Annotated in this window: 15 protein-coding genes, 1 tRNA gene and 1 pseudogene; 7 read left to right on the top strand and 10 right to left on the bottom strand. The window is 72.0% G+C overall.

The window, feature by feature from the left end:
• Positions 1-20: 20 nt before the first annotated feature.
• Positions 21-773, top strand: coding sequence for a class E sortase (locus tag Srubr_RS31240; protein ID WP_189995024.1), 753 nt, complete (start codon positions 21-23; stop codon positions 771-773).
• Between the two features lie 70 nt (positions 774-843).
• Here Srubr_RS31240 and pknB read toward each other — a convergent pair whose 3' ends face one another.
• The 6 genes from pknB to Srubr_RS31210 all read right to left on the bottom strand — a co-directional run bounded on the left by pknB (position 844) and on the right by Srubr_RS31210 (position 9,266).
• Positions 844-2,859 carry a Stk1 family PASTA domain-containing Ser/Thr kinase gene (gene pknB, locus Srubr_RS31235; RefSeq protein WP_189995026.1) on the bottom strand — a complete coding sequence of 672 codons (2,016 nt, stop codon included), beginning with the start codon at positions 2,857-2,859 and terminating at the stop codon, positions 844-846.
• A 204-nt stretch (positions 2,860-3,063) separates the two neighbouring features.
• Positions 3,064-4,548, bottom strand: coding sequence for a peptidoglycan D,D-transpeptidase FtsI family protein (locus Srubr_RS31230; RefSeq protein ID WP_189995034.1), 1,485 nt, complete (start codon positions 4,546-4,548; stop codon positions 3,064-3,066).
• The gene (locus Srubr_RS31225) at positions 4,545-5,987 is read right to left on the bottom strand and encodes an FtsW/RodA/SpoVE family cell cycle protein (RefSeq protein WP_189995036.1); all 1,443 of its coding nucleotides are present in this window, start codon (positions 5,985-5,987) and stop codon (positions 4,545-4,547) included. The genes Srubr_RS31230 and Srubr_RS31225 overlap by 4 nt, the downstream gene beginning before the upstream one ends.
• A gap of 27 nt (positions 5,988-6,014) precedes the next feature.
• On the bottom strand, positions 6,015-7,709 hold the full coding sequence (locus Srubr_RS31220; RefSeq protein WP_373313499.1) for a Stp1/IreP family PP2C-type Ser/Thr phosphatase: 1,695 nt from the start codon (positions 7,707-7,709) through the stop codon (positions 6,015-6,017).
• Between the two features lie 140 nt (positions 7,710-7,849).
• Complete coding sequence (locus Srubr_RS31215; protein ID WP_189995039.1) at positions 7,850-8,389, bottom strand: FHA domain-containing protein FhaB/FipA; 540 nt, start codon at positions 8,387-8,389, stop codon at positions 7,850-7,852.
• Between the two features lie 10 nt (positions 8,390-8,399).
• Positions 8,400-9,266, bottom strand: coding sequence for an FhaA domain-containing protein (locus Srubr_RS31210; protein WP_189995041.1), 867 nt, complete (start codon positions 9,264-9,266; stop codon positions 8,400-8,402).
• A 458-nt stretch (positions 9,267-9,724) separates the two neighbouring features.
• Here Srubr_RS31210 and Srubr_RS31205 point away from each other — a divergent pair.
• From Srubr_RS31205 to Srubr_RS31195, 3 genes and pseudogenes are all read left to right on the top strand, one after another.
• Positions 9,725-9,808: transfer RNA gene (locus Srubr_RS31205), tRNA-Leu, on the top strand.
• Between the two features lie 405 nt (positions 9,809-10,213).
• Positions 10,214-10,372: pseudogene (locus Srubr_RS41105) on the top strand (DUF4396 domain-containing protein); the annotation flags it as partial.
• A 190-nt stretch (positions 10,373-10,562) separates the two neighbouring features.
• Positions 10,563-11,624: a PucR family transcriptional regulator gene (locus tag Srubr_RS31195; protein WP_189995043.1), complete on the top strand. Its 1,062-nt coding sequence runs from the start codon at positions 10,563-10,565 to the stop codon at positions 11,622-11,624.
• Positions 11,625-11,694: 70 nt separating this feature from the next.
• Here Srubr_RS31195 and Srubr_RS31190 read toward each other — a convergent pair whose 3' ends face one another.
• From Srubr_RS31190 to Srubr_RS31180, 3 genes are all read right to left on the bottom strand, one after another.
• On the bottom strand, positions 11,695-13,224 hold the full coding sequence (locus Srubr_RS31190) for a flotillin family protein (RefSeq protein WP_189995045.1): 1,530 nt from the start codon (positions 13,222-13,224) through the stop codon (positions 11,695-11,697).
• 151 nt (positions 13,225-13,375) lie between these two features.
• On the bottom strand, positions 13,376-13,885 hold the full coding sequence (locus tag Srubr_RS31185) for an NfeD family protein (protein ID WP_189995047.1): 510 nt from the start codon (positions 13,883-13,885) through the stop codon (positions 13,376-13,378).
• 464 nt (positions 13,886-14,349) lie between these two features.
• Entirely contained in the window at positions 14,350-14,946 is a 597-nt protein-coding gene (locus Srubr_RS31180) for a TetR family transcriptional regulator (RefSeq protein ID WP_189995049.1), read from the bottom strand.
• A 172-nt stretch (positions 14,947-15,118) separates the two neighbouring features.
• On the opposite strand from Srubr_RS31180, the gene Srubr_RS31175 reads away from it, so the two are divergent.
• The 3 genes from Srubr_RS31175 (at position 15,119) to Srubr_RS31165 (ending at position 18,090) form a co-directional block, all read left to right on the top strand.
• On the top strand, positions 15,119-16,714 hold the full coding sequence (locus Srubr_RS31175) for a DUF2252 domain-containing protein (RefSeq protein WP_373313500.1): 1,596 nt from the start codon (positions 15,119-15,121) through the stop codon (positions 16,712-16,714).
• A 189-nt stretch (positions 16,715-16,903) separates the two neighbouring features.
• Positions 16,904-17,716, top strand: coding sequence for a hypothetical protein (locus tag Srubr_RS31170; RefSeq protein ID WP_189995053.1), 813 nt, complete (start codon positions 16,904-16,906; stop codon positions 17,714-17,716).
• Between the two features lie 44 nt (positions 17,717-17,760).
• On the top strand, positions 17,761-18,090 hold the full coding sequence (locus Srubr_RS31165; RefSeq protein ID WP_189995333.1) for a rhodanese-like domain-containing protein: 330 nt from the start codon (positions 17,761-17,763) through the stop codon (positions 18,088-18,090).
• Positions 18,091-18,131: 41 nt separating this feature from the next.
• Here Srubr_RS31165 and Srubr_RS31160 read toward each other — a convergent pair whose 3' ends face one another.
• The gene (locus tag Srubr_RS31160; RefSeq protein ID WP_189995055.1) at positions 18,132-19,274 is read right to left on the bottom strand and encodes an acyl-CoA dehydrogenase family protein; all 1,143 of its coding nucleotides are present in this window, start codon (positions 19,272-19,274) and stop codon (positions 18,132-18,134) included.
• Positions 19,275-19,365 lie beyond the last annotated feature (91 nt).

Below are 19,365 nucleotides of genomic sequence, written 5' to 3'. Positions count from 1 at the left end.
CGAGTAGGGGCAGAGGAACTGTGGCAGCGACCGCCGACGAGACCGAAGAGACCACGGACGCGCCCGGACCCGGCCCGGCCCCGCGACGCCGACGCCCCGGCCGGATCGCCCTGGCGGTCAGCGTCTTCGGCGAACTCCTCATCACGGCGGGTGTGCTGCTCGGCCTGTTCGTCGCCTACTCGCTGTGGTGGACGAACGTGATAGCGGACCGCAAGGCGGACCAGAAGGCCGACAAGGTGCGCGAGCACTGGGCGCGGCAGCGGGACACGGGCCCGGGCGCGCTCGACACCGGTGACGGCATCGGCTTCCTGCACGTCCCGGCGATGCGCAACGGCGAGGTGCTGGTCGAGAAGGGCACGGACACGGACGTCCTCAACGACGGCGTGGCCGGCTACTACACGAAGCCGGTCAAGGCGACGCTGCCCACCTCCGGCAAGAACGGCAACTTCACCCTCGCCGCGCACCGGGACGGCCACGGCGCGAAGTTCCACAACATCGACAAGCTGGAGAAGGGCGACCCGATCGTCTTCGAGACCCGGGACGAGTGGTACGTCTACAAGGTTTACTCGATCCTCCCCGAGACCTCGAAGTACAACGTCGGGGTCCTCTCCCCGGTCCCCGGCGGGTCCGGCCGGAAGCAGCCCGGCCACTACATCACCCTGACGACCTGCACCCCCGTCTACACCTCCCGCCACCGCTACGTGGTCTGGGGCGAACTGGTCCGGGTGCAGAAGGTCGACAGCGAGCGCACCCCGCCGGCGGAACTGCGCTGACACCGGCCCCGGAACGGCGCGTGGCCCCGCAGGGATGCCGGCGGGGCCACACGGAGGCGGGGGGGGGGCGTCAGTTGCCCCAGCCGCCGAAGAAGTCCGTCCCGTTGTCGCCGTCGTCGTTGTTGCCGTTGCCGTTGCCGTTGTCGCGGCCGCGGCCGAACCCGACCGTGGTCAGCGTGACCGTGGTGCCGTTCGGGTCGGCCTGGCTGTTCGGCGACGGGTCCTGCTGGGTGACGATCGCGTTGTCGTCACCGGAGCTGCCGGGCGCGAACTGGATGTTGTTGAAGCCGGCCTGCTGAAGCATCTGCCGGGCCTCGTTCACCCGTCGGCCGACGACACCCGGCACCGACGACTGCTGCTGCTGGGCCTTGCCGACGTTGATCACCACATTGGTGTTCTTGACGACCTGCTGGCCCGCCGCCGGGTTCGTGTTCTGCGCCTTGCCGTCCTGGGCGGGGTCGGTGACCGGGGTCTCGGTGCAGCTCGGCACCAGACCCTGGGCCTGGAGCGTGGCCTTCGCCTCGTCACAGGACTTGCCGGTGACATCGGGAACCGCGATCTTCTCCTCCGGCTTGGCGACCGTGAGGGTGATCGTGGTGCCCTTCTCCTTGCTGACACCGGGCTCCGGGTCCTGGGTGATGACGACGCCCGGCGTGCGGTCCGACACCTCCAGCTTCTTCTCGACCTCGAAGCCCTTCTCCTTGAGCTGGGTCTCCGCCTGGTCGAACTGGGCCCCGCGCACGTCCGGCACCTGGACCTTGGGCGCGCCCGTGGAGATCACCAGGTCGACCGTGCTGTTCTTGTCGACCTTCTCACCCTGCTGCGGGGTCTGCGAGCACACATTGCCGGTGGCCTGGTCCTCGCACTCCTTCTTGCTGATCGACACCTTGAGGTCGACGTTGGCGGCCATCTTCTCGGCCGTCTGCTGCGGCTTGCCCACGAACGCCGGCACGGGCACCTTGCCGTCGCCCGTGTTCTTGCCGCCGAACGCGTACATGCCGATCAGGATCGCGCCGACCAGCACCAGCAGGCCCGCGATCACCAGCAGGACCGTGCCGGTGCTGGACTTCTTCTTCTGCTGGCGGCGGCGGTCCGGGCGGTCGTCGTAGCCGTAACCGCCGTCGTCGGGGTTCATCGGCGGCAGCACGGTGGTCGCGCCCGCGTCCGCGCGCAGCGCGGTCGTCGCCTGTTCCTCGGGGTAGCCGCCGTAACCCACCGCGCCCAGCGCGGCCGTGGCCGCGACCGGCTGGCCGTCCAGGCACGCCTCGATGTCGGCGCGCATCTCGTCGGCCGACTGGTAACGGTAGTTCGGGTCCTTGACCAGCGCCTTGAGGACGATCGCGTCCATCTCGGGCGTGATCTCGGGGTCGAAGACCGACGGCGGCTGGGGCTCCTCGCGCACGTGCTGGTAGGCCACGGCCACCGGGGAGTCGCCCACGAAGGGCGGCCGTACCGTCAGCAGTTCGTACAGGAGGCAGCCGGTCGAGTACAGGTCCGAGCGGGCGTCGACCTGCTCGCCCTTGGCCTGCTCCGGGGAGAGGTACTGGGCGGTGCCGATGACCGCGGCGGTCTGGGTCATGGTCATGCCGGCGTCGCCCATGGCGCGGGCGATGCCGAAGTCCATCACCTTGACCTGGCCGTTGCGGGTCAGCATGACGTTGGCCGGCTTGATGTCCCGGTGGACGATGCCGCTGCGGTGCGCGTACTCCAGGCCCTGGAGGATGCCGATGGTCATCTCCATCGCCCGCTCGGGCAGCAGCTTGCGGCCGGAGTGCAGCAGCTCGCGCAGCGTGGAACCGTCGACGTACTCCATCACGATGTACGGGATGGAGACCCCGTCGATGTAGTCCTCGCCCGTGTCGTAGACCGCCACGATCGCGGGATGGTTGAGCGAGGCGGCCGACTGGGCCTCCCGGCGGAACCGGGCCTGGAAGGACGGGTCGCGCGCGAGGTCCGCGCGCAGCGTCTTCACCGCCACGGTGCGGCCGAGCCGGGTGTCGTGCGCGAGGTAGACCTCGGCCATGCCACCGCGGCCGAGCACCTGGCCCAGCTCATACCGGCCGCCGAGGCGACGCGGCTCTTCCATAGCTACCTACCAGCCCTCTCCGTCGGTCTCGGCCGCGCCCCTGTGCGCGGCCGGAGGCGCTGCCGTCCGGGCCTACCGTACCCGGCTCGCTCCGTGTGACCTGGCCAAGCCCGTAACCCGATACAGGACCGGTATCGCAACGTGCGACTATGTGAAAGACGTGTGAGCGGCGTCACTTGAGGGGCCGCTCACCGCCGGGGCCGGTCACTTCTTGGCGTTGACGACCGCCTCCATGACGTTCCTCGCGATCGGCGCGGCCAGGCCGCCACCGGAGATGTCGTCGCGGTTGGCGCTCTCGTCCTCGATCACCACGGCCACCGCCACCGGCGAACTTCCGTCGGACAGCTTGGCGTAGGAGATGAACCACGCGTACGGGTTCTCGCTGTTCTCCACGCCGTGCTGGGCGGTACCCGTCTTGCCGCCGACCTTGACGCCGTTGATCCGCGCGTTCGTGCCGGTGCCCTTCTCGACCACCGTCTGCATCATGTCCTGCAGGATCTGCGCGTTCTTCGGCGACAGCGGCCGGCTCAGCTCCTCCGGCTCGGTCTTGGCGACCTCGTCCAGGTTGGAGGACTGGAGCGTGTCGACCATGTACGGCTTCATCAGCTTGCCGTCGTTGGCGACCGCCGAGGCCACCATCGCCATCTGCAGCGGGGTGGCGGCGGTGTTGTACTGGCCGATGGAGGACAGCGCGGTCTGCGACTGGTTCATGTCGTCGGAGAACACCGAGGCGGTGGCGCGGACCGGGGTGAACTGCTCGGAGTCGAAGCCGAACTTCTTCGCCTCCTCCAGCATCTTGTCGTTGCCGAGGTCGGAGCCGATCTTGCCGAAGACGGTGTTGCAGGAGAACTGGAGCGCGACCCGCATGGTCGCGTTCTCGCACGGGATGTTGCCCTCGTTCTTCAGCTCGGTCCTGGTGCCCGGCATGACCCAGGGCAGCGGCGTGTCGGTCCGCTCGTCGGCCGAGGTGTACTTGCCGTTCTCCAGCGCGGCGGCGGCCGTGACCACCTTGAAGGTCGAGCCCGGCGGGTAGGTCTCGCGCAGCGCCCGGTTCAGCATCGGGTCGTTGGGGTCGTATTTCTTCTGGAGCTTCTTCCAGGCCGCCGCGTCGTCGTCGGTGTTGCCCGCGAAGGACGAGGGGTCGTACGACGGGTAGGAGGCCAGCGCCAGGATCTTGCCCGTGGAGGGCTCCAGCGCGACCACCGCGCCCTTGCCGCCCTGCTTCTTCAGGCCGTCGAACGCGGCCTTCTGCGCGGCGGCGTTGAGCGTGGTGACGACGTTGCCGCCCTGCTGCTCCTTGCCGGTGATCATGTCCAGGGTCTTGCGGAAGAACAGCCGGTCGTCGTTCCCGGTGAGGATGCCGTCCTCGAGGGCCTCCAGCTGGGTGGCGCCGAAGGCCTGCGAGGCGTAACCGGTGACCGGCGCCCACATGGGGCCGTTCTTGTACGTCCGCTTGTACTTCAGGTCGTTCAGACCGCTCTTGCTGGTCTCGGTGGACCCGGTGATCGGATCGCCGCCGACGATGATGTCGCCGCGCGGGTTGGCGTAGCGGGCGATCGTCACACGACGGTTCTTCGGGTCGTCCTTGAGACTGTCGGCCCTGACGTACTGGAGGTAGTTGTCCCGCAGCAGCAGGGTCAGCACGAGCAGGCCGCAGAAGATCGCGATGCGGCGCAGGGGCTTGTTCATGACGGGCGGACCACCTGGGTCATCTCGGCGTCGGGGCTGCTCGCGGGGGCGGGCGCCGGGCGGCGGGCGGTGTCGCTGATCCGGATCAGGATGCCGATCAGTGCCCAGTTGGCCAGCACGGACGAACCACCGTACGCGAGGAACGGCATGGTCATACCGGTCAGCGGGATGAGCCCCATGACACCGCCGGCCACCACGAAGACCTGGAGGGCGAAGGCGCCGGACAGGCCGATGGCGAGCAGCTTGCCGAACGGGTCGCGGGCGGCGAGGGCGGTGCGCACACCGCGCTCCACGATCAGGCCGTAGATCAGCAGGATCGCCATGATCCCGGCCAGGCCCAGCTCCTCGCCGAAGGTGGCGAGCACGAAGTCGGAGTTGGCGGCGAACCGGATCAGGTCCGAGTGCCCCTGACCCCAGCCGGACCCGAGGGTCCCGCCGGAGCCGAAGGCCCACAGGGCCTGCTGGAGCTGGTCGGAGTGTCCGGTTTGGCCCTGACGGCTGAGGGTGTACTCCCTCATCGGGTCGAGCCAGGCCTGGACGCGGCTCTTCACGTGCGTCTCGACGCTCGCCACACCGACCGCGCCGACCGCGGACATCAGCAGACCGAAGACGATCCAGCTGGTCCGCTCGGTGGCGACGTACAGCATGATGACGAACATCCCGAAGAACAGCAGCGAGGTGCCGAGGTCCGTCTCCAGGACCAGGATGAGGATCGAGACCGCCCAGACGACCAGGATCGGGCCCAGGTCGCGGCCGCGCGGCAGGTACAGGCCCATGAAGCGGCGGCTGGCGAGGGCCAGGGCGTCGCGCTTGACCATCAGGTAGCCGGCGAAGAAGACGGCGAGGACGATCTTGGCGAACTCACCGGGCTGGAGGGAGCCGAGACCGGGGATGTTGATCCAGATCTTCGCGCCGTAGATGTTGGCCCCGAGGCCCGGCACCAGCGGCAGGATGAGCAGCACCAGGGCGCTGAACATGGAGATGTAGGTGTAGCGCTGGAGGACGCGGTGGTCCTTCAGGAAGATCAGCACCACGACGAACAGCGCGATGCCGAGCGCGGTGTACAGCAGCTGGCGGGGCGCGGCCGTGACGAAGTTCGGCAGTGACTGGAGCAGCTTGGACTGGTCCAGCCGCCAGATCGCGACCAGCCCCAGCCCGTTGAGCAACGTGGCCAGCGGCAGCAGCAGCGGGTCGGCGTACGGCGCGAACTTCCGTACGGCGAGATGGGCGACGCCGGCCAGCAGCCCGAGGCCCAGGCCGTAGCTGAGCAGCCCGGACGGGACCTGGTCGCTGATGGCCAGGCCCACGTTGGCGTAGGCGAACACCGGGATGGCCACGGCGAAGACCAGCAGGGCCAGCTCGGTGTTGCGGCGGCTCGGCGCGCCGATGGCGCCGATCGTGGACGTGTGATGCGTCGGCGAATTCGTAGAACTGCTCATCGTGTGACGGGGCCTCTCACGGCTTGCCTACTGCTTACCGCACAGCGAGACGACCTTCTGCTCATCCTCCGAGAGAGTGGGGCCGGGGCTGGGGGTCGCGGACGGGGTCGTGGACGGAGACTTCGAAGGGACCGCCGGGGCCGTCTTCGAGGCCGACGGGTTCGGGGCCGGGGTGGCCTTCGTGACGAGGGAGACCCGGTCGAGGGTGACGACCGGCGCGGCGGGGTCCCCGGCGAACGCGGCGCGCGTGCCCGTACCCGCGGTGGTGCCGGTACCGGTGCCGGTACCCGTGGTGCCGCCGGTTCCCGTGGTGCCGCCGTTGCCGGTGCCGCCGGTTCCGGCGGTGCCCTTGTCGGCGTCGGTGCCGGCGGTCCCGCCCTTGTCGTTCTTCGCGTCGCGCGCGGCCTCGTCCGCGGCCTTGCGCTCGGCCTGCTTCCGGCATGCGGAGGCCTGCACGGCCAGCTCTTGGACCTTCGTCCGGGCCGCCTCCAGACCGCCCTCCGCGATCGTGGCCTTCACCTGCTTCTGCTGGTACGGCGGCAGGTACTTGAGTTCGATCTCGGGGTGGTCCTTCTCCACCTCCGACAGCGACACCCAGGCCAGGTCCTGGCTGATCCCGCGGTACAGCGCCACGTGCTCGTCCTTGACGCCGACGTAGTACTGCGTCTGCGTCCAGCGGTAGCCGCCGTACAGACCGCCGCCCACGACGGCCAGGGCGAGGGCGCCGTACAGGGAGGTCTTCAGCCACCTGCGCGGCTTGCGCCCCTTGGTGAAGTCCTCGTCGCCGTACTCGCCGAAACCGCCGGCCGGGAGGTAACCGGTGTCACCCGAGCCGGGCGGCCCGAACTCGCCGCCGCCCTGTCCCCGCCGGCCCAGGTGGGCGGCGCGGCCGGCCGGGGTCTGCATGATCCCGTTGTCCTGCGGGTGGTGCTGGTTCTCGGCGACCGCGCCGACCACCACCGGCTGGTCGGACAGCTGACCGGCGAGGGTGTCGCCCTGGTCCAGGTCCAGCACGTCGGCGACGATGACCGTGATGTTGTCGGGGCCGCCGCCGCGCAGCGCGAGCTGGATCAGCTCCTGCACGGTCTCCTGCGGGCCCTGGTAGCTGGCGAGGGTCTCCTCCATCGTCTGGTGGGAGACCACCCCGGACAGGCCGTCCGAGCAGATCAGATAGCGGTCGCCGGCGCGGACCTCGCGGATGGAGAGGTCGGGCTCGACGTGCTCGCTGCTGCCGAGGGCGCGCATCAGCAGGGAGCGCTGCGGGTGGGTGGTGGCCTCTTCCTCGGTGATCCGGCCCTCGTCGACCAGCCTCTGCACCCAGGTGTGGTCCTGGGTGATCTGGGTGAGGACGCCGTCGCGCAGCAGATAGGCGCGCGAGTCGCCGACGTGGACCAGGCCGAGCCGCTGCCCGGTCCACAGCAGGGCGGTCAGGGTGGTGCCCATGCCCTCCAGCTGCGGGTCCTCCTGGACCATGGCGCGCAGCTGGTCGTTGGCGCGCTGCACGGCGGTGCCGAGGGAGGTGAGGAGGTCGGAGCCGGGCACGTCGTCGTCGAGCGGGACGATGGTGGAGATCACCTCGGAGGAGGCGACCTCGCCGGCCGCCTGGCCGCCCATGCCGTCGGCGATGGCCAGCAGGCGCGGGCCGGCGTAGCCGGAGTCCTCGTTGTGCCCGCGGATCATGCCCTCGTGCGATCCGGCGGCGAAACGCAGTGACAGACTCATGCGCACCTCGCCCGTCGGCTCCGAATGCAGCCGGTCGTGTCGAGCCACACTGCCCACCCTCCGGTCGGGAGCGCGCCGGAGACCGGGTGGCGGCCTGCCGCGGCGTGCTCGCTCCGCTCGCGCTTATTCATGACGTGGCACTACTTCCGCAGCTCGATCGCGGTCTTGCCGATGCGGATCGGCTTGTCCAGCGGGATCGGTGTGGGGGACGTCAGCCGGGACCGGTCCAGGTAGGTGCCGTTGGTGGAACCGAGGTCCTCGATGATCCACTGGCCGCTCTGGTCCGGGTAGATCCTGGCATGGCGGCTGGAGGCGTAGTCGTCGTCCAGCACGATCGTGGAGTCGTGCGCCCGGCCCAGGGTGATGGTCTGTCCCTGGAGCGCGACGGTGGTGCCGGTCAGTGTGCCCTCGGTCACGACCAGCTTGGTGGGGGCGTTGCGGCCGCGCCGGCCGCCGCCCTGCTGGCCGCGCTGCGGCGGCGGGGCGGCCTGCTGCCGGGCCTGCTGCCGGGTCTGCTGGCGCCCGGACTGCTGCGGCCGGGCCGCCTCCCTACGCGATCCGCGCTGGGTGACGCGCGTACCGAACAGGTCGCTCCGGATGACCTGCACGGCCACGATCACGAACAGCCACAGTACGGCCAGGAAACCCAGCCGCATGACCGTGAGGGTCAGCTCTGACATTGCCCCCGCTTCACCCTTCGGCTTGCCTATAGATAACGGTGGTGCTGCCCACGACGATCCGCGAGCCGTCGCGGAGCGTAGCGCGGGTGGTGTGCTGCCCGTCCACCACGATGCCGTTGGTGGAGCCGAGATCCTGGATCGTCGAGGGCGTTCCGGTCCGGATCTCGCAGTGCCGGCGGGAGACGCCGGGGTCGTCGATCCGCACGTCGGCGTCGGTGCTGCGGCCCAGCACCAGCGTCGGGCGGGAGATCTGGTGGCGGGTGCCGTTGATCTCGATCCAGTAGCGGGTGCGCGCGCCGCTCATCGGTGCCGCGGCGGGCCGCTGGGTGGCGGGCTGCGGATAGCCGTAGCCGCCGGGCCGGGCGCCGGGCGGCGGCGTCGACGGCATCGGGGGCGCGCCGGCGGGCGGGGCGGCCGGCGGGTAGCCGTAGCCACCGGGGGCACTGGCCGCGGGGCGGCCGGGGGCCGGGGCGGGCGGCGCCTGCTGGCCCTGCTGGCTGCTGGAGGAGGCCAGGGTGCGCGAGCGCACCCGGTACAGGCCGGTGTCCAGGTCGTCGGCCTTCTCCAGATTGACCTTGATCGGTCCCATGAAGGTGTAGCGCTGCTGCTTGGCGTAGTCGCGCACCATGCCGGCCAGCTCGTCGCCGAGCTGCCCGGAGTAGGGGCTGAGGCGCTCGTAGTCCGGCGCGCTCAGCTCCACGATGAAGTCGTTGGGTACGACGGTGCGGTCGCGGTTCCAGATCGTGGCGTTGTTGTCGCACTCCCGCTGGAGCGCTCCGGCGATCTCCACGGGCTGGACCTCGGACTTGAAGACCTTGGCGAAGGTGCCGTTCACCAGACCTTCGAGACGCTGCTCGAACTTCTTCAGGACTCCCATGGGGCACCTCCTCCGTCCCTGCCGTCGTCTTGCCTTGCTCTGTGCCGCTGCCTTGCCGGGGTACTGCTGGGTACTGCTTACTGATCGTATCTACGCGCCCGCCAATCAGCCGGTTCCCCCAGCGGCTCCCCTTCGAACTCCGGGTGCGTGTCCTGCTGCCCCTGGATCGTAGAGGCGGGCGAAGACCAGTGTCCCGCACCGGGCTGTGCGCCCGGCCCGCCTTCGGGGGAGACGGCCGGGACCGGTACGAGGTTGATACGTGAACCGCGTCTCCCTGAGACGGACGGGCACGGGCGGGACGCGTGAGGGCGCGGGCACCGGCCGCCGCGGGGGCGCGCCGGCGGCGGCCGCGGGGGGCGCCCGGGAAGGGATGTGAATCCACCCCGGACGGCGTGCTAATGTTCTCGATGTCGGAAGGGGCCAGCCCGAAAGGGAAGGGACCGGAAGACACACCCAATGCGCGGGTGGCGGAATAGGCAGACGCGCTGGATTCAGGTTCCAGTGCCCGCAAGGGCGTGGGGGTTCAACTCCCCCCTCGCGCACAACGAATGAGCGGCATCGTGATTACGGTGCCGCTCATTTCTGTTTCCCTCGGATGTGATGCCCGTCTCGGGTAAGGGCGAAGCGGACCATCGGCGGCTGTGGGTCGTCGATGGTCCGCTTTCGCGTGGTGGATCTTGACTGGGCGGTGGTCGGGACGAGCGAGGTTGTGACGAAGGTCTCAGGTCGGGGTGGCGAGGCCCTTGGGGGTCCAGGTGCCGAGCGCTGGTGCGCCCCCAGGCAGTGATCGCCCGGGGACCCGAGGGCCCGGTCACGCCACCGACGGAACCCGAACGGACGAAGAGCATGGAAGAGCACGCGGAGCCGGCGGGCTGGATCGAAGCGGTGGGCTGGTTCAGCCTGAGCGTGGCCTTCGCCCGCGCGCACCGGCGGTCGAGGAGCGCGGCATGCCGGACCCGGACAAGCCGCCGGACTGGAACGTCCAGTCCAAGGCGGTCAGCCACTGCGGAGCCGGCTGCGCCCTCGGCGACATCGCCGCCGAACGGCTGGTCTTCGCGACCTCGCTCACCCTGGCCGGCAAGGCCCTCTTCGCGGACTTCGCCCTGGACCTCGCCTTCGCCTGGATTCTGGGCGTCGTCTTCCAGTACTTCACCATCGTTCCTTGGCGGAGCCAGGTGCTCCAGTCGGTCGGGCCGGAGCGCGTTGCCGGTCACCGGCCGGATTGGCTAACCTCCCGGGGCCGCACACCGTCAAGGACGCGTCAACGGGTGCGGCCCAGGAGTGGGGGAGGAAGTGGTGGCGGAGTCGGACCCGGCCGAGTACCTGCGCGGGTACGCGGGGCTCCTGGCCGAGGTCTGTGCCACCGGGCGCCGGCTCACCCGGGCGGAACTGGACGAGCGCCGCGCCCTGGGCGAGCGGGCCGCCGAAGCCGGGCTCAGCCTGCGCGGCCTCGTGCGGCTGCACCTGGCCGAGACCCGGGTGTCCTGGCCCGGCCGGACGGCACCGGACGCGGTGGAGGGTGTGCTGGCCGCCGTCGAGCAGGCCGTCGACGCCTTCGCCGAAGGGTACGAACGGGCGCAGCGGCTGGCGGTGCGGCAGGAGGAGGGCGCGCGCCGGGAGTTCATCGACGATCTGCTGTACGGGCGGAGCGACCTGGGCCGGCTCGCCGAGCGGGCGGAGCGCTTCGGTCTCGTCCTCTCCCGCGCGCACGCGGTCGCGGTGGCCGCCGGGCCCGAGGCCTACGAGGACACCTCCCCGGTCACCCGCCGGGTGGAGACGGCGGTCAACGCCCGGTTCGGTGACCGGCGCGTCCTGCTGGCCACGAAGAACGGTCAGCTGATCTGCATCGCCCCCGGCGATCAGGAGGAGGTCCTGACGTACTTCGCCAAGCAGGCGCACGCGGTGACGGACGGCAACCGGGTGGCCATCGGCCGGCCCCAGCCCGGCGCGGGCGGCGTGGTGCACTCCTACGAGGAGGCGCTGGGCACCCTGGAACTCGCCGACCGGCTGGACCTGGACGAACCGCTGGTGCGCGCGGCCGATCTGCTCGTCTACCCCGTGCTGACCCGTGACCGCCAGGCCATGGCCGACCTCGTGCTCAGCGCCCTGGGACCGCTGCGGGGCGCCCGCGGCGGGGCCGAGCCGCTGCTCAGGACGCTGGAGGTGTACTTCGACACGGGGTGCGTCGCGGCCGAGGCGGCACGCCGGCTGTCGCTGAGCGTGCGCGCCCTCACCTACCGGCTGGAGCGCATCCACCAGCTGACCGGGAGCAATCCCGCCGATCCCCCGCACCGCTACAGCCTGCAGACCGCGGTCATCGGGGCCCGGTTGCTGGGGTGGCCGGCGCAGGAGATCTGAGCCCGCACGCGACGGCGTGCCGTGCGGGTCCCGCCACCTCGGGGGGCGGTCCCGCACGGCGGCCGGGTGCTCAGGTGGTGATCTCGATCTTGCCGTTGGGCCGGGTCGTCGGCGCGGCGGGCTCGCTGCCGGAGGTCTGCCGGGTCAGGCCCTTCAGCAGCTCGGTCAGGTCGACACCGGTGGTGGAGCCGAGCAGCTCCAGGCCCTGGGCGACGTTGTCGGCGACCGCCCGCGGCAGCCGGCCCGCGCCGTCGGTGGAGATCACCGTCATCTTGTCCACGGCGCTGAGCGGCTCGGACGCCTTGGCCACGACCTGGGGCAGCACCTCGACGAGCATCTGGAGGATCGCGGCCTCGCCGTACTGCCCGTAGGCGTCGGCCTTCTTCCGCATCGCGTCGGCCTGCGCACCGCCCTTCGCCGCGATCGCCGCCGCCTCGGCCTCGCCCTCCAGCCGGACGGCCTCCGCGATCGCCGCACGCCGGGACCGCTCGGCCTCGCCCTGCTTGATGCCCTCGATGGCTTCCGCCTCGGCCAGCGCCGACCGGCGCTGCTTCTCGCCCTCACCGGTCAGCCGGGACCGCTCGGCCTCCGCCTGCGCGGCGGCGATCCCGGCCGCCCGCTCGGCCTCGGCCTGCTTGACCCGGGCGACCCGCTGGGCCTCCGCCTCCTGCTCCGCGGCGTAGCGCTGGGCGTCGGCGGGCTTGCGGACCTGGGTGTCGAGCTGGCGGTCGGTCAGGGCCGCCTGCCGCTCGGCGACCTTCTCCTGCTCGGTGAGGATCTCCTGCTGCCGCGCCGCCTCGGCGAGCGGCCCGGCGGCGTTGGCGCGGGCGGCGGCCTGGTCGGTCTCGGCCTTGATCTCGGCCTGCCGGAGGTAGAGCGTGCGCTGCGCGACCGCGATCTCCTCCTCCGCCTTCAGCCTGGCCTGCTCGGCGGCCCGCCGCGCCTCGGCCTCGGCGATGTCGGCCTCCTGCTTGGCCCGCGCGGCCTCCGGGCGGCCGAGGTCCTCCAGATAGGAGCCTTCCGTGGTGATGTCCTGGATCTGGAAGGCGTCCAGCACCAGGCCCTGCCCGGAAAGGCTGGCCTCGGCCTCCTCGGCCACCTGCCCGGCGAACGCGGCACGGTCGCGTATGACGTCCTCCACCGACATCCGGCCCACGATCGCCCGCAGCGCTCCGGAGAGCACCTCCTGGGTGAAGCCCACGATGCCGTCCTGCTGCATCAGGAACCGCTGGGCCGCCGCGCGGATGGCGTCCTCGGTCCCGCCGACCTTGACGATCGCGACACCGTCCAGGTTGGCCTTCACGCCCCGCAGGGTGACCGCGCCGCGCACCGCGACCGGGATGTGCCGCGAGGACAGGTCGAGGGTGAACTTCTGCTGCACGAACGGCACGACGAACACGCCGCCGCCCACGACCACCTTCTGCCCGCTGTTGTCGGTGAAGATCCGGCCGGTCTCGGGATCGGTGGCTTTCTTGCCGCGCCGGCCGGTGACGATGAACGCCTCGCTCGGACCGGCCACTTTGTAGCGGCTGGCGACGACCAGCGCCAGCAGGACGAGAAGGACGACGACTCCGACGACGGCGAAGACGACAGGATTCATGACATGCCCCCAGACACGTTGCACCCCGGAGGGTAGGAAGGAGCCCCGGACGGGGCGGCGGGCAGACGGGCGGCCGGAGCGGGGTGACCGCTCAGCGGTCGACGGGACGTATCAGCGGTCCATGGGACGTATCAGCGGTCTACGGTTCGTATCAGTGGTTTACGGGACGTACCAGTACGCAGCTCGCGGACTGTACGGCCTCCACCCACACCTCGGCGCCCCGGGCCACCGGCGCGGCAGCCCGCGCGGCGAACTTCGCGGGCTGGCCCGCGAGGTGCACGATGACCTCGCCGAACCCGCCGGCCGGGATCGCGGTCACCACCTTGCCGGAAGCGCCGATCAGGTCGTCCCCGGTGGGCGCCAGGGCCGTCTGGGCGCGCATGAGGGCACGGCCGAAGCGGTACGTCAGCCACGCCGTGCCCACCCCCGTCAGCGCGCCGACGCCGGCGGCACCCGCGAAGGGAACACCCAGGGCCGCCTGGGCGATGACCCCGCCGAACCCGGTCATCGCCAGGAACCCGGCGATCACCGGCAGCGACAGCCACCCGTCGAGGCTGCCGCCCAGCGCACCGTCGAACGCGCCGTCCAGCAGCCCGTCGAAGACGAGCGACAGGGCGAGCAGCACGACCCCCGTGATGCCGAGTCCCAGGAACCAGGCCATGCGTGCCGTCCCCCTCTCACCCGTCGCTCGTCTCCGGCTGGACGGATACTCACACGGTGCGGCGCGGCCTTTCATTTCCTGGTTCCGGCAATCTTTACGCGTCTTTAATGCCGACCTTCGCCGTGCCGGCCCGTACGGGCTTCATCGGTGTCGGCGACGCAAGCCCACATGATGAAGGAGGTCACAGGGCTCGTCGGCAGGGCTCGGGCGGCCGATGCGGGCGGCGCCGCGGCACCCGTCGCCGCACGGCACACGGCCGCGAACGCGCGCCTCCGGCAGCGAGGGCTGTCCGCCCGCGGAAGAACGGCGACTGCCGGCGTGCGCGGGCCCAGCGGCCAGCGTCATCGCCTATCGGGCCCGCCCTGGGCCCGTCCTGAGCTCGTTCTGGGCCCGTTCTGGGCTCGTCCTGGGCTCGTCCTGGGACCGCTCGCACGGCGCCGCGACCCGGCCGGGCAGCCGGCCGGTCAGAGGCGGAGTCCGCCGAGGCGGTCCAGTGCCCGGGCGAACAGGGCCGTGAGGCCCGGTTCGCCGTCGTGCTCCGCCCAGTACATGAGCGTCTCGGTGGTCACCGCGACGAGGACGGCGGCGCCCAGCCGGACCTCGTACGCGTCCGCGTCCCTGCCCGCGCGGCGGGCGAGCAGTGCCGCCGTGTGCGCCACCTGCGCTTCCTGGTGCTGCCACAGGCGTGCGCGCAGCGACCGCACCCGCGCGGCCAGCCTGAGCCGCGCCAGCGTGGTGTCCGGGTCCGGGCCGACGCGCCGGGCGAGCAGGTCGTGGAGCGTGGCCCGCACCGCGTCGGTCATCGGCGGCTCCGCAGGATCGCCCGCGTCGGCCGGCTCCGGCTCCTCGGGGTACGGGCCGGGGTCGTCCATGAGGACCACGTCTTCCTTGGCCGGGAAGTAACGGAAGAACGTGCTCGGCGAGACGTCGGCCGCGTCACAGATCTGTTCGACGGTGGTGTGGTCGTACCCCTGCGCCACGAAGAGACGGAGGGCTTCCTGCTGGAGAAGGCGGCGGGTCTTGGCCTTCTTCCGCTCCCGCAGGCCGGGTCGGGTGGTCATGGGCCTGTACCTTCCTGACGCATGCGGCCGCCGCCCATTGTCCCACCGGCGTCGCGGCGATCGGGGCCGGTCAGCGGCCGGTCAGCGGTCGGCGGGGCCTGGTCGACGGCGTCGACGTCCGGTCGGCCCAAGCCGTCCTCGGGGCCACCGGTTGTACCGTCTCCCCGAGTTGATGTTCGTACCTACGTCCGTTCGAGGGCGTGCGGGGCAGTGCGGGGAGGCGGTCGCGGTGACCGGGAGCGGTGAGCCTGTGGCGGGCACGGCGGGCCGGGGCGCGCGCCGACTGCCCCCGGTGCGGGGGTTCGCTTCCTGGCCGCCGCGGGGGGAGCCGGGCGAGGCGGCGGGGCCGGGTGCGGAGGGTGCGGCAGGTACGGCGGATTCCGCGGGTATGTGTGGTTCGCCGGGTTCGCCGGGTTCGCCGGGTTCGCCGGGTTCGCCGAAAAAAGAGGGCAAGGCTTTGCGGCGGAGTGTGCCGCGTTCCGCCCACCGCGCGTTCGACCCGGACCCCGGCCGCCCCGACGCGGTGACCGCGGTCCGGGAGTCCGGCGCCGGGCGCATCCCCGAGCTGATCCCGCTGCGTGTGGGCCGGATGGCGGCCGGACCGTTCGCCTTCCTGCGCGGCTCGGCCGGTCTCATGGCGTACGACCTCGCCCGCACCCCCATGACCGGGATCGCCACCCAGATATGCGGCGACGCGCACGCGGCCAACTTCGGCCTGTACGGCGACGCCCGGGGCGACCTCGTCATCGACCTCAACGACTTCGACGAGACCGCGCACGGTCCCTGGGAGTGGGACCTGAAGCGGCTCGCGGCCTCCCTGGTGCTGGCGGGGCGGGAGACGGGCGCCGACGAGGACACCTGCCGCGCGGCGGCCCGCGACGCGGCCGGCTCCTACCGCCGCACCATGCGGCTGCTCGCCAGGATGCCCGCGCTCGACGCCTGGAACGCCATCGCCGACGAGGAACTGGTCTCCCACACCGACGCCCACGACCTGCTCGGCACCCTGCGGCGGGTCTCGGAGAAGGCCCGGTCCAACACCAGCGGCCGGTTCGCGGCGAAGTCGACGGAGCCCGTCGCGGGCGGCGGGCGCCGGTTCGTGCCCGCCCCGCCGGTGCTGCGTGACATACCGGACGCCGAGGCCGCGGCGGTCGCCCTGGCCCTGGAGGAGTACGTCGGCACGATCGGCGAGGACCGCCGTCCGCTGCTCGCCCGGCACGCCGTGCACGACGTGGCCTTCCGGGTGGTCGGCACCGGCAGCGTCGGCACCCGGTCCTACGTCGTCCTGCTGCTGGACCACCGCGGGGAGCCGCTGATCCTCCAGGTGAAGGAGGCCCGTCCCTCCGCGCTCGTCCCACATCTGGCCACGGCCGGTTTCCCGGTGCGGCCGGTGGCGCACGAGGGCCGCCGGGTGGTCCTCGGCCAGCAGCGGATGCAGGTGGTCAGCGACATCCTGCTGGGCTGGACCACCGTCGAGGGGCGCCCGTACCAGGTGCGGCAGTTCCGCAACCGCAAGGGCAGCGTCGACCCGGCGGCCCTCCCCGCCGACCAGCTCGACGACTACGGCCGGATGACCGGCGCCCTGCTGGCCCGCGCCCACTCCCACAGCGCCGACCCGTGGCTGATCGCCGGCTACTGCGGCAAGAACGAGGAACTGGACGAGGCCATCGCCACGTTCGCCGTCGCCTACGCCGACCGCACCGAGTCCGACCACGCCACCCTCCTGACCGCCATCCGAGCAGGCCGCATCGAGGCGGAGACGGGTGTATGAGCCTCGTTCCGCACGCACGGGGAATTCCCGGGGGCGCGGGGGACTGCGCGCCCAGCCCCTACGCACCCGCACTCGGCAGTACACCCGCACTCCTCCGGCGAGAGACCCCGCCCACCTCCGTCCGGGCCGGGCTGCCGAGAGCCGGGCGGCAAGCCTCGGCCGGGTCCGGCGGAGCGATACGCTGAACGCGTGACCACCCCCGAAGCCGGCCAGTTCCAGGCGCCGCGCCCCGAAGAGCGGCTGGAACAGGCCGTCCGGGCCGCCGAGCAGGCGCTGATCGAGTACGAGATCGCCGTGGAGACGTTCCGCGTCGAGGTGGAGAACTTCTCCCGCCTGCACGACCAGCGGCTCGGCCCGCTGTACTCCCGGATCGAGGAACTGGACGCGCAGATCGCCGAGGCGCGGGCCGCCCGCACCGGCGATCCCGAGGACGTCCGCCGCGCCGCCGAGGCCCGCGCCCGGGTGCTGCCGCTCCCGGACGTGGAGGAGCTGATGCACGGCTGGATGGACGGTGACGGCCTGTTCCCGGAGGCCACCGCCATGCTCACCGGCCAGGCGGTACGGCCCCCGCAGCGGGTGCGCCCCAGTGAGCAGGCCCGCAAGCTCTACCGCGACCTCGCCCGCAAGGCCCACCCCGACCTGGCCCAGGAGGAAGCGGAGCGCAAGCGGCGCGAGGAGTTCCTCAGCCGGGTCAACGCCGCCTACGCCCGTGGCGACGAGGCCCTGCTCACCGAGCTGGCCGCCGAGTGGGCCGCCGGTCCGGTGCCGCCCGAACGCCGGCCGAGCCCCGCCGAGGAGCTGTACGCCCGCCTCGAATGGCTCGCCCAGCGCAAGGAACTGATCACCCTCGTCGCCCGCGAGCTGGAGGAGGGCGCGATCGCCGGGCTGCTCCGGCTCGCCCCGGACGACCCCGACGCGCTGCTCGAGGAGATCGCCGGCCGGCTGCGTGCCGACATCGCCCAGCGGGAGGCGGAACTGGCCGGGCTGCTGGGACAGGGCTGAGCCGGGCTTCGGGTAGCGTCGGAGCCATGAATTTCGGAGCTGGTGTGCCCACGGTCCAGGTGACGGACGTCAAGGACGGTGCCTTTCTGCTGGATGTCCGCGAGGACGACGAGTGGCAGGCGGGCCACGCCGAGGGGGCGCTGCACATCCCTCTCAGCGAGTTCGTGGCCCGCTACGGCGAGCTGACCGAGGCCGCCCCGCAGGACGGCCGCGTCCACGTCATCTGCCGCTCGGGCGGCCGCTCGGCACAGGTCACCATGTACCTGGTCCAGCAGGGCGTCGACGCGGTGAACGTCGACGGCGGCATGCAGGACTGGCAGCGGGCCGGCCGCCCGGTCGTCACCGACGACGGCACCCCGGGATTCGTCGCCTAGCCGTCCCCCGGGTTCAGCCGTTCCCCGGCGGGAGCTGTCCGTCAGCCGAGCGGATGGGTGGCCAGCAGGTCCCCGAGCCGCTCCTCGTACGCCGCCGCGGGACCGAGCGCCAGTTCCAGGTGCTTGGCCCAGGCGTGGTAGCGGTGCAGCGGGTAGTCGGTGTCCGCGCCGAAGCCGCCGTGCAGATGCTGTGCCGTCTGCACCACCCGCCGCACCCCCTCCGCCGCCCAGATCTTGGCCACGGCGACGTCCCCGGCGGCGGGCAGCGTCCCCGGCGCACCGGAGGCGATCCGCCAGGCAGCCTGCCAGAGGGTGGCCTCCATGGCCCGCAGGTCGATGTACCGGTCCGCGGCCTGTACGGCCACCGCCTGGAACGTCGCGATCGGGTACCCGAACTGCTCCCGCCTGCCGGTGTACTCGCCGGTCATCCGCAACACCCGCTCGCCCAGCCCGAGCGCCAGCGCGCACGTCCCGGTCACCAGCAGCGCGTGCAGCCACTCCCAGGCGCCCTCGGCCTCGATCACCTCCTCCGGTCCGACCCGGACCGACCGCAGTCGCAGCTCGGCCAGCCGCTCACCGCTGGTGGAGACCTGCTCGGCCGCCTCCAGCCCGTCCGCCCCGCGCGGTACCAGCGCCAGCACGGTCCGCTCGCCACCCGCACTCCCGAGGTGCGCCGGTACGACGATCAGGTCCGCGTCGAACGCCCACGGCACCGCCGTCTGCACGCCGTCCAGCAGCCACGCCCGCCCGTCCCGCCGCGCGACGACGGCCGGCTCGGCCGGGTCGTGGCCGGTACGCCCGTTCGCCGCGACGGTCAGCACCAGCTCGCCCCGCCCCGCCCGGGCCAGCAGCCGCTCCGCCTGCTCCGGACCGCCGTGGCGCTGCACGGCCGCCATGGCGGCGCTGTGCTCCAGCAGCGGCACCCGGGCCAGCACCTTGCCGGCCTCGCGCAGCACCAGGCACAGCGCGATGGCGTCGAGCCCCGCCCCGCCGTGCGCCTCGGCCGACAGCAGACCCAGCAGATCCGCCTCGGCGAGCCGGGACCACAGCGCACGGTCCAGTCCCTCGGCCACGGCACCGGTGGTGAGTGCGGGGCTGGGCACCTCGTCCGGCGCCACCCCGGCGAACACCCCCCGCGCCGCCTCGGCCGCCGCCTGCTGCTCCTCGGTGAAGGTGAAGTCCACGGCCTGTCCTCCCGGCGGGTACCGTCGTCTGACGGTCCGTCAAGATAGAACAGGTTCTAGGAGAAGGGAACGGGCGGTACGGCGGCGGCCG

The organism is Streptomyces rubradiris (assembly GCF_016860525.1).
GTDB lineage: Bacteria > Actinomycetota > Actinomycetes > Streptomycetales > Streptomycetaceae > Streptomyces > Streptomyces rubradiris.
The sequence above is the reverse complement of the archived record's forward strand: the minus strand, read 5'-3'. Positions and strand labels throughout refer to the sequence as shown.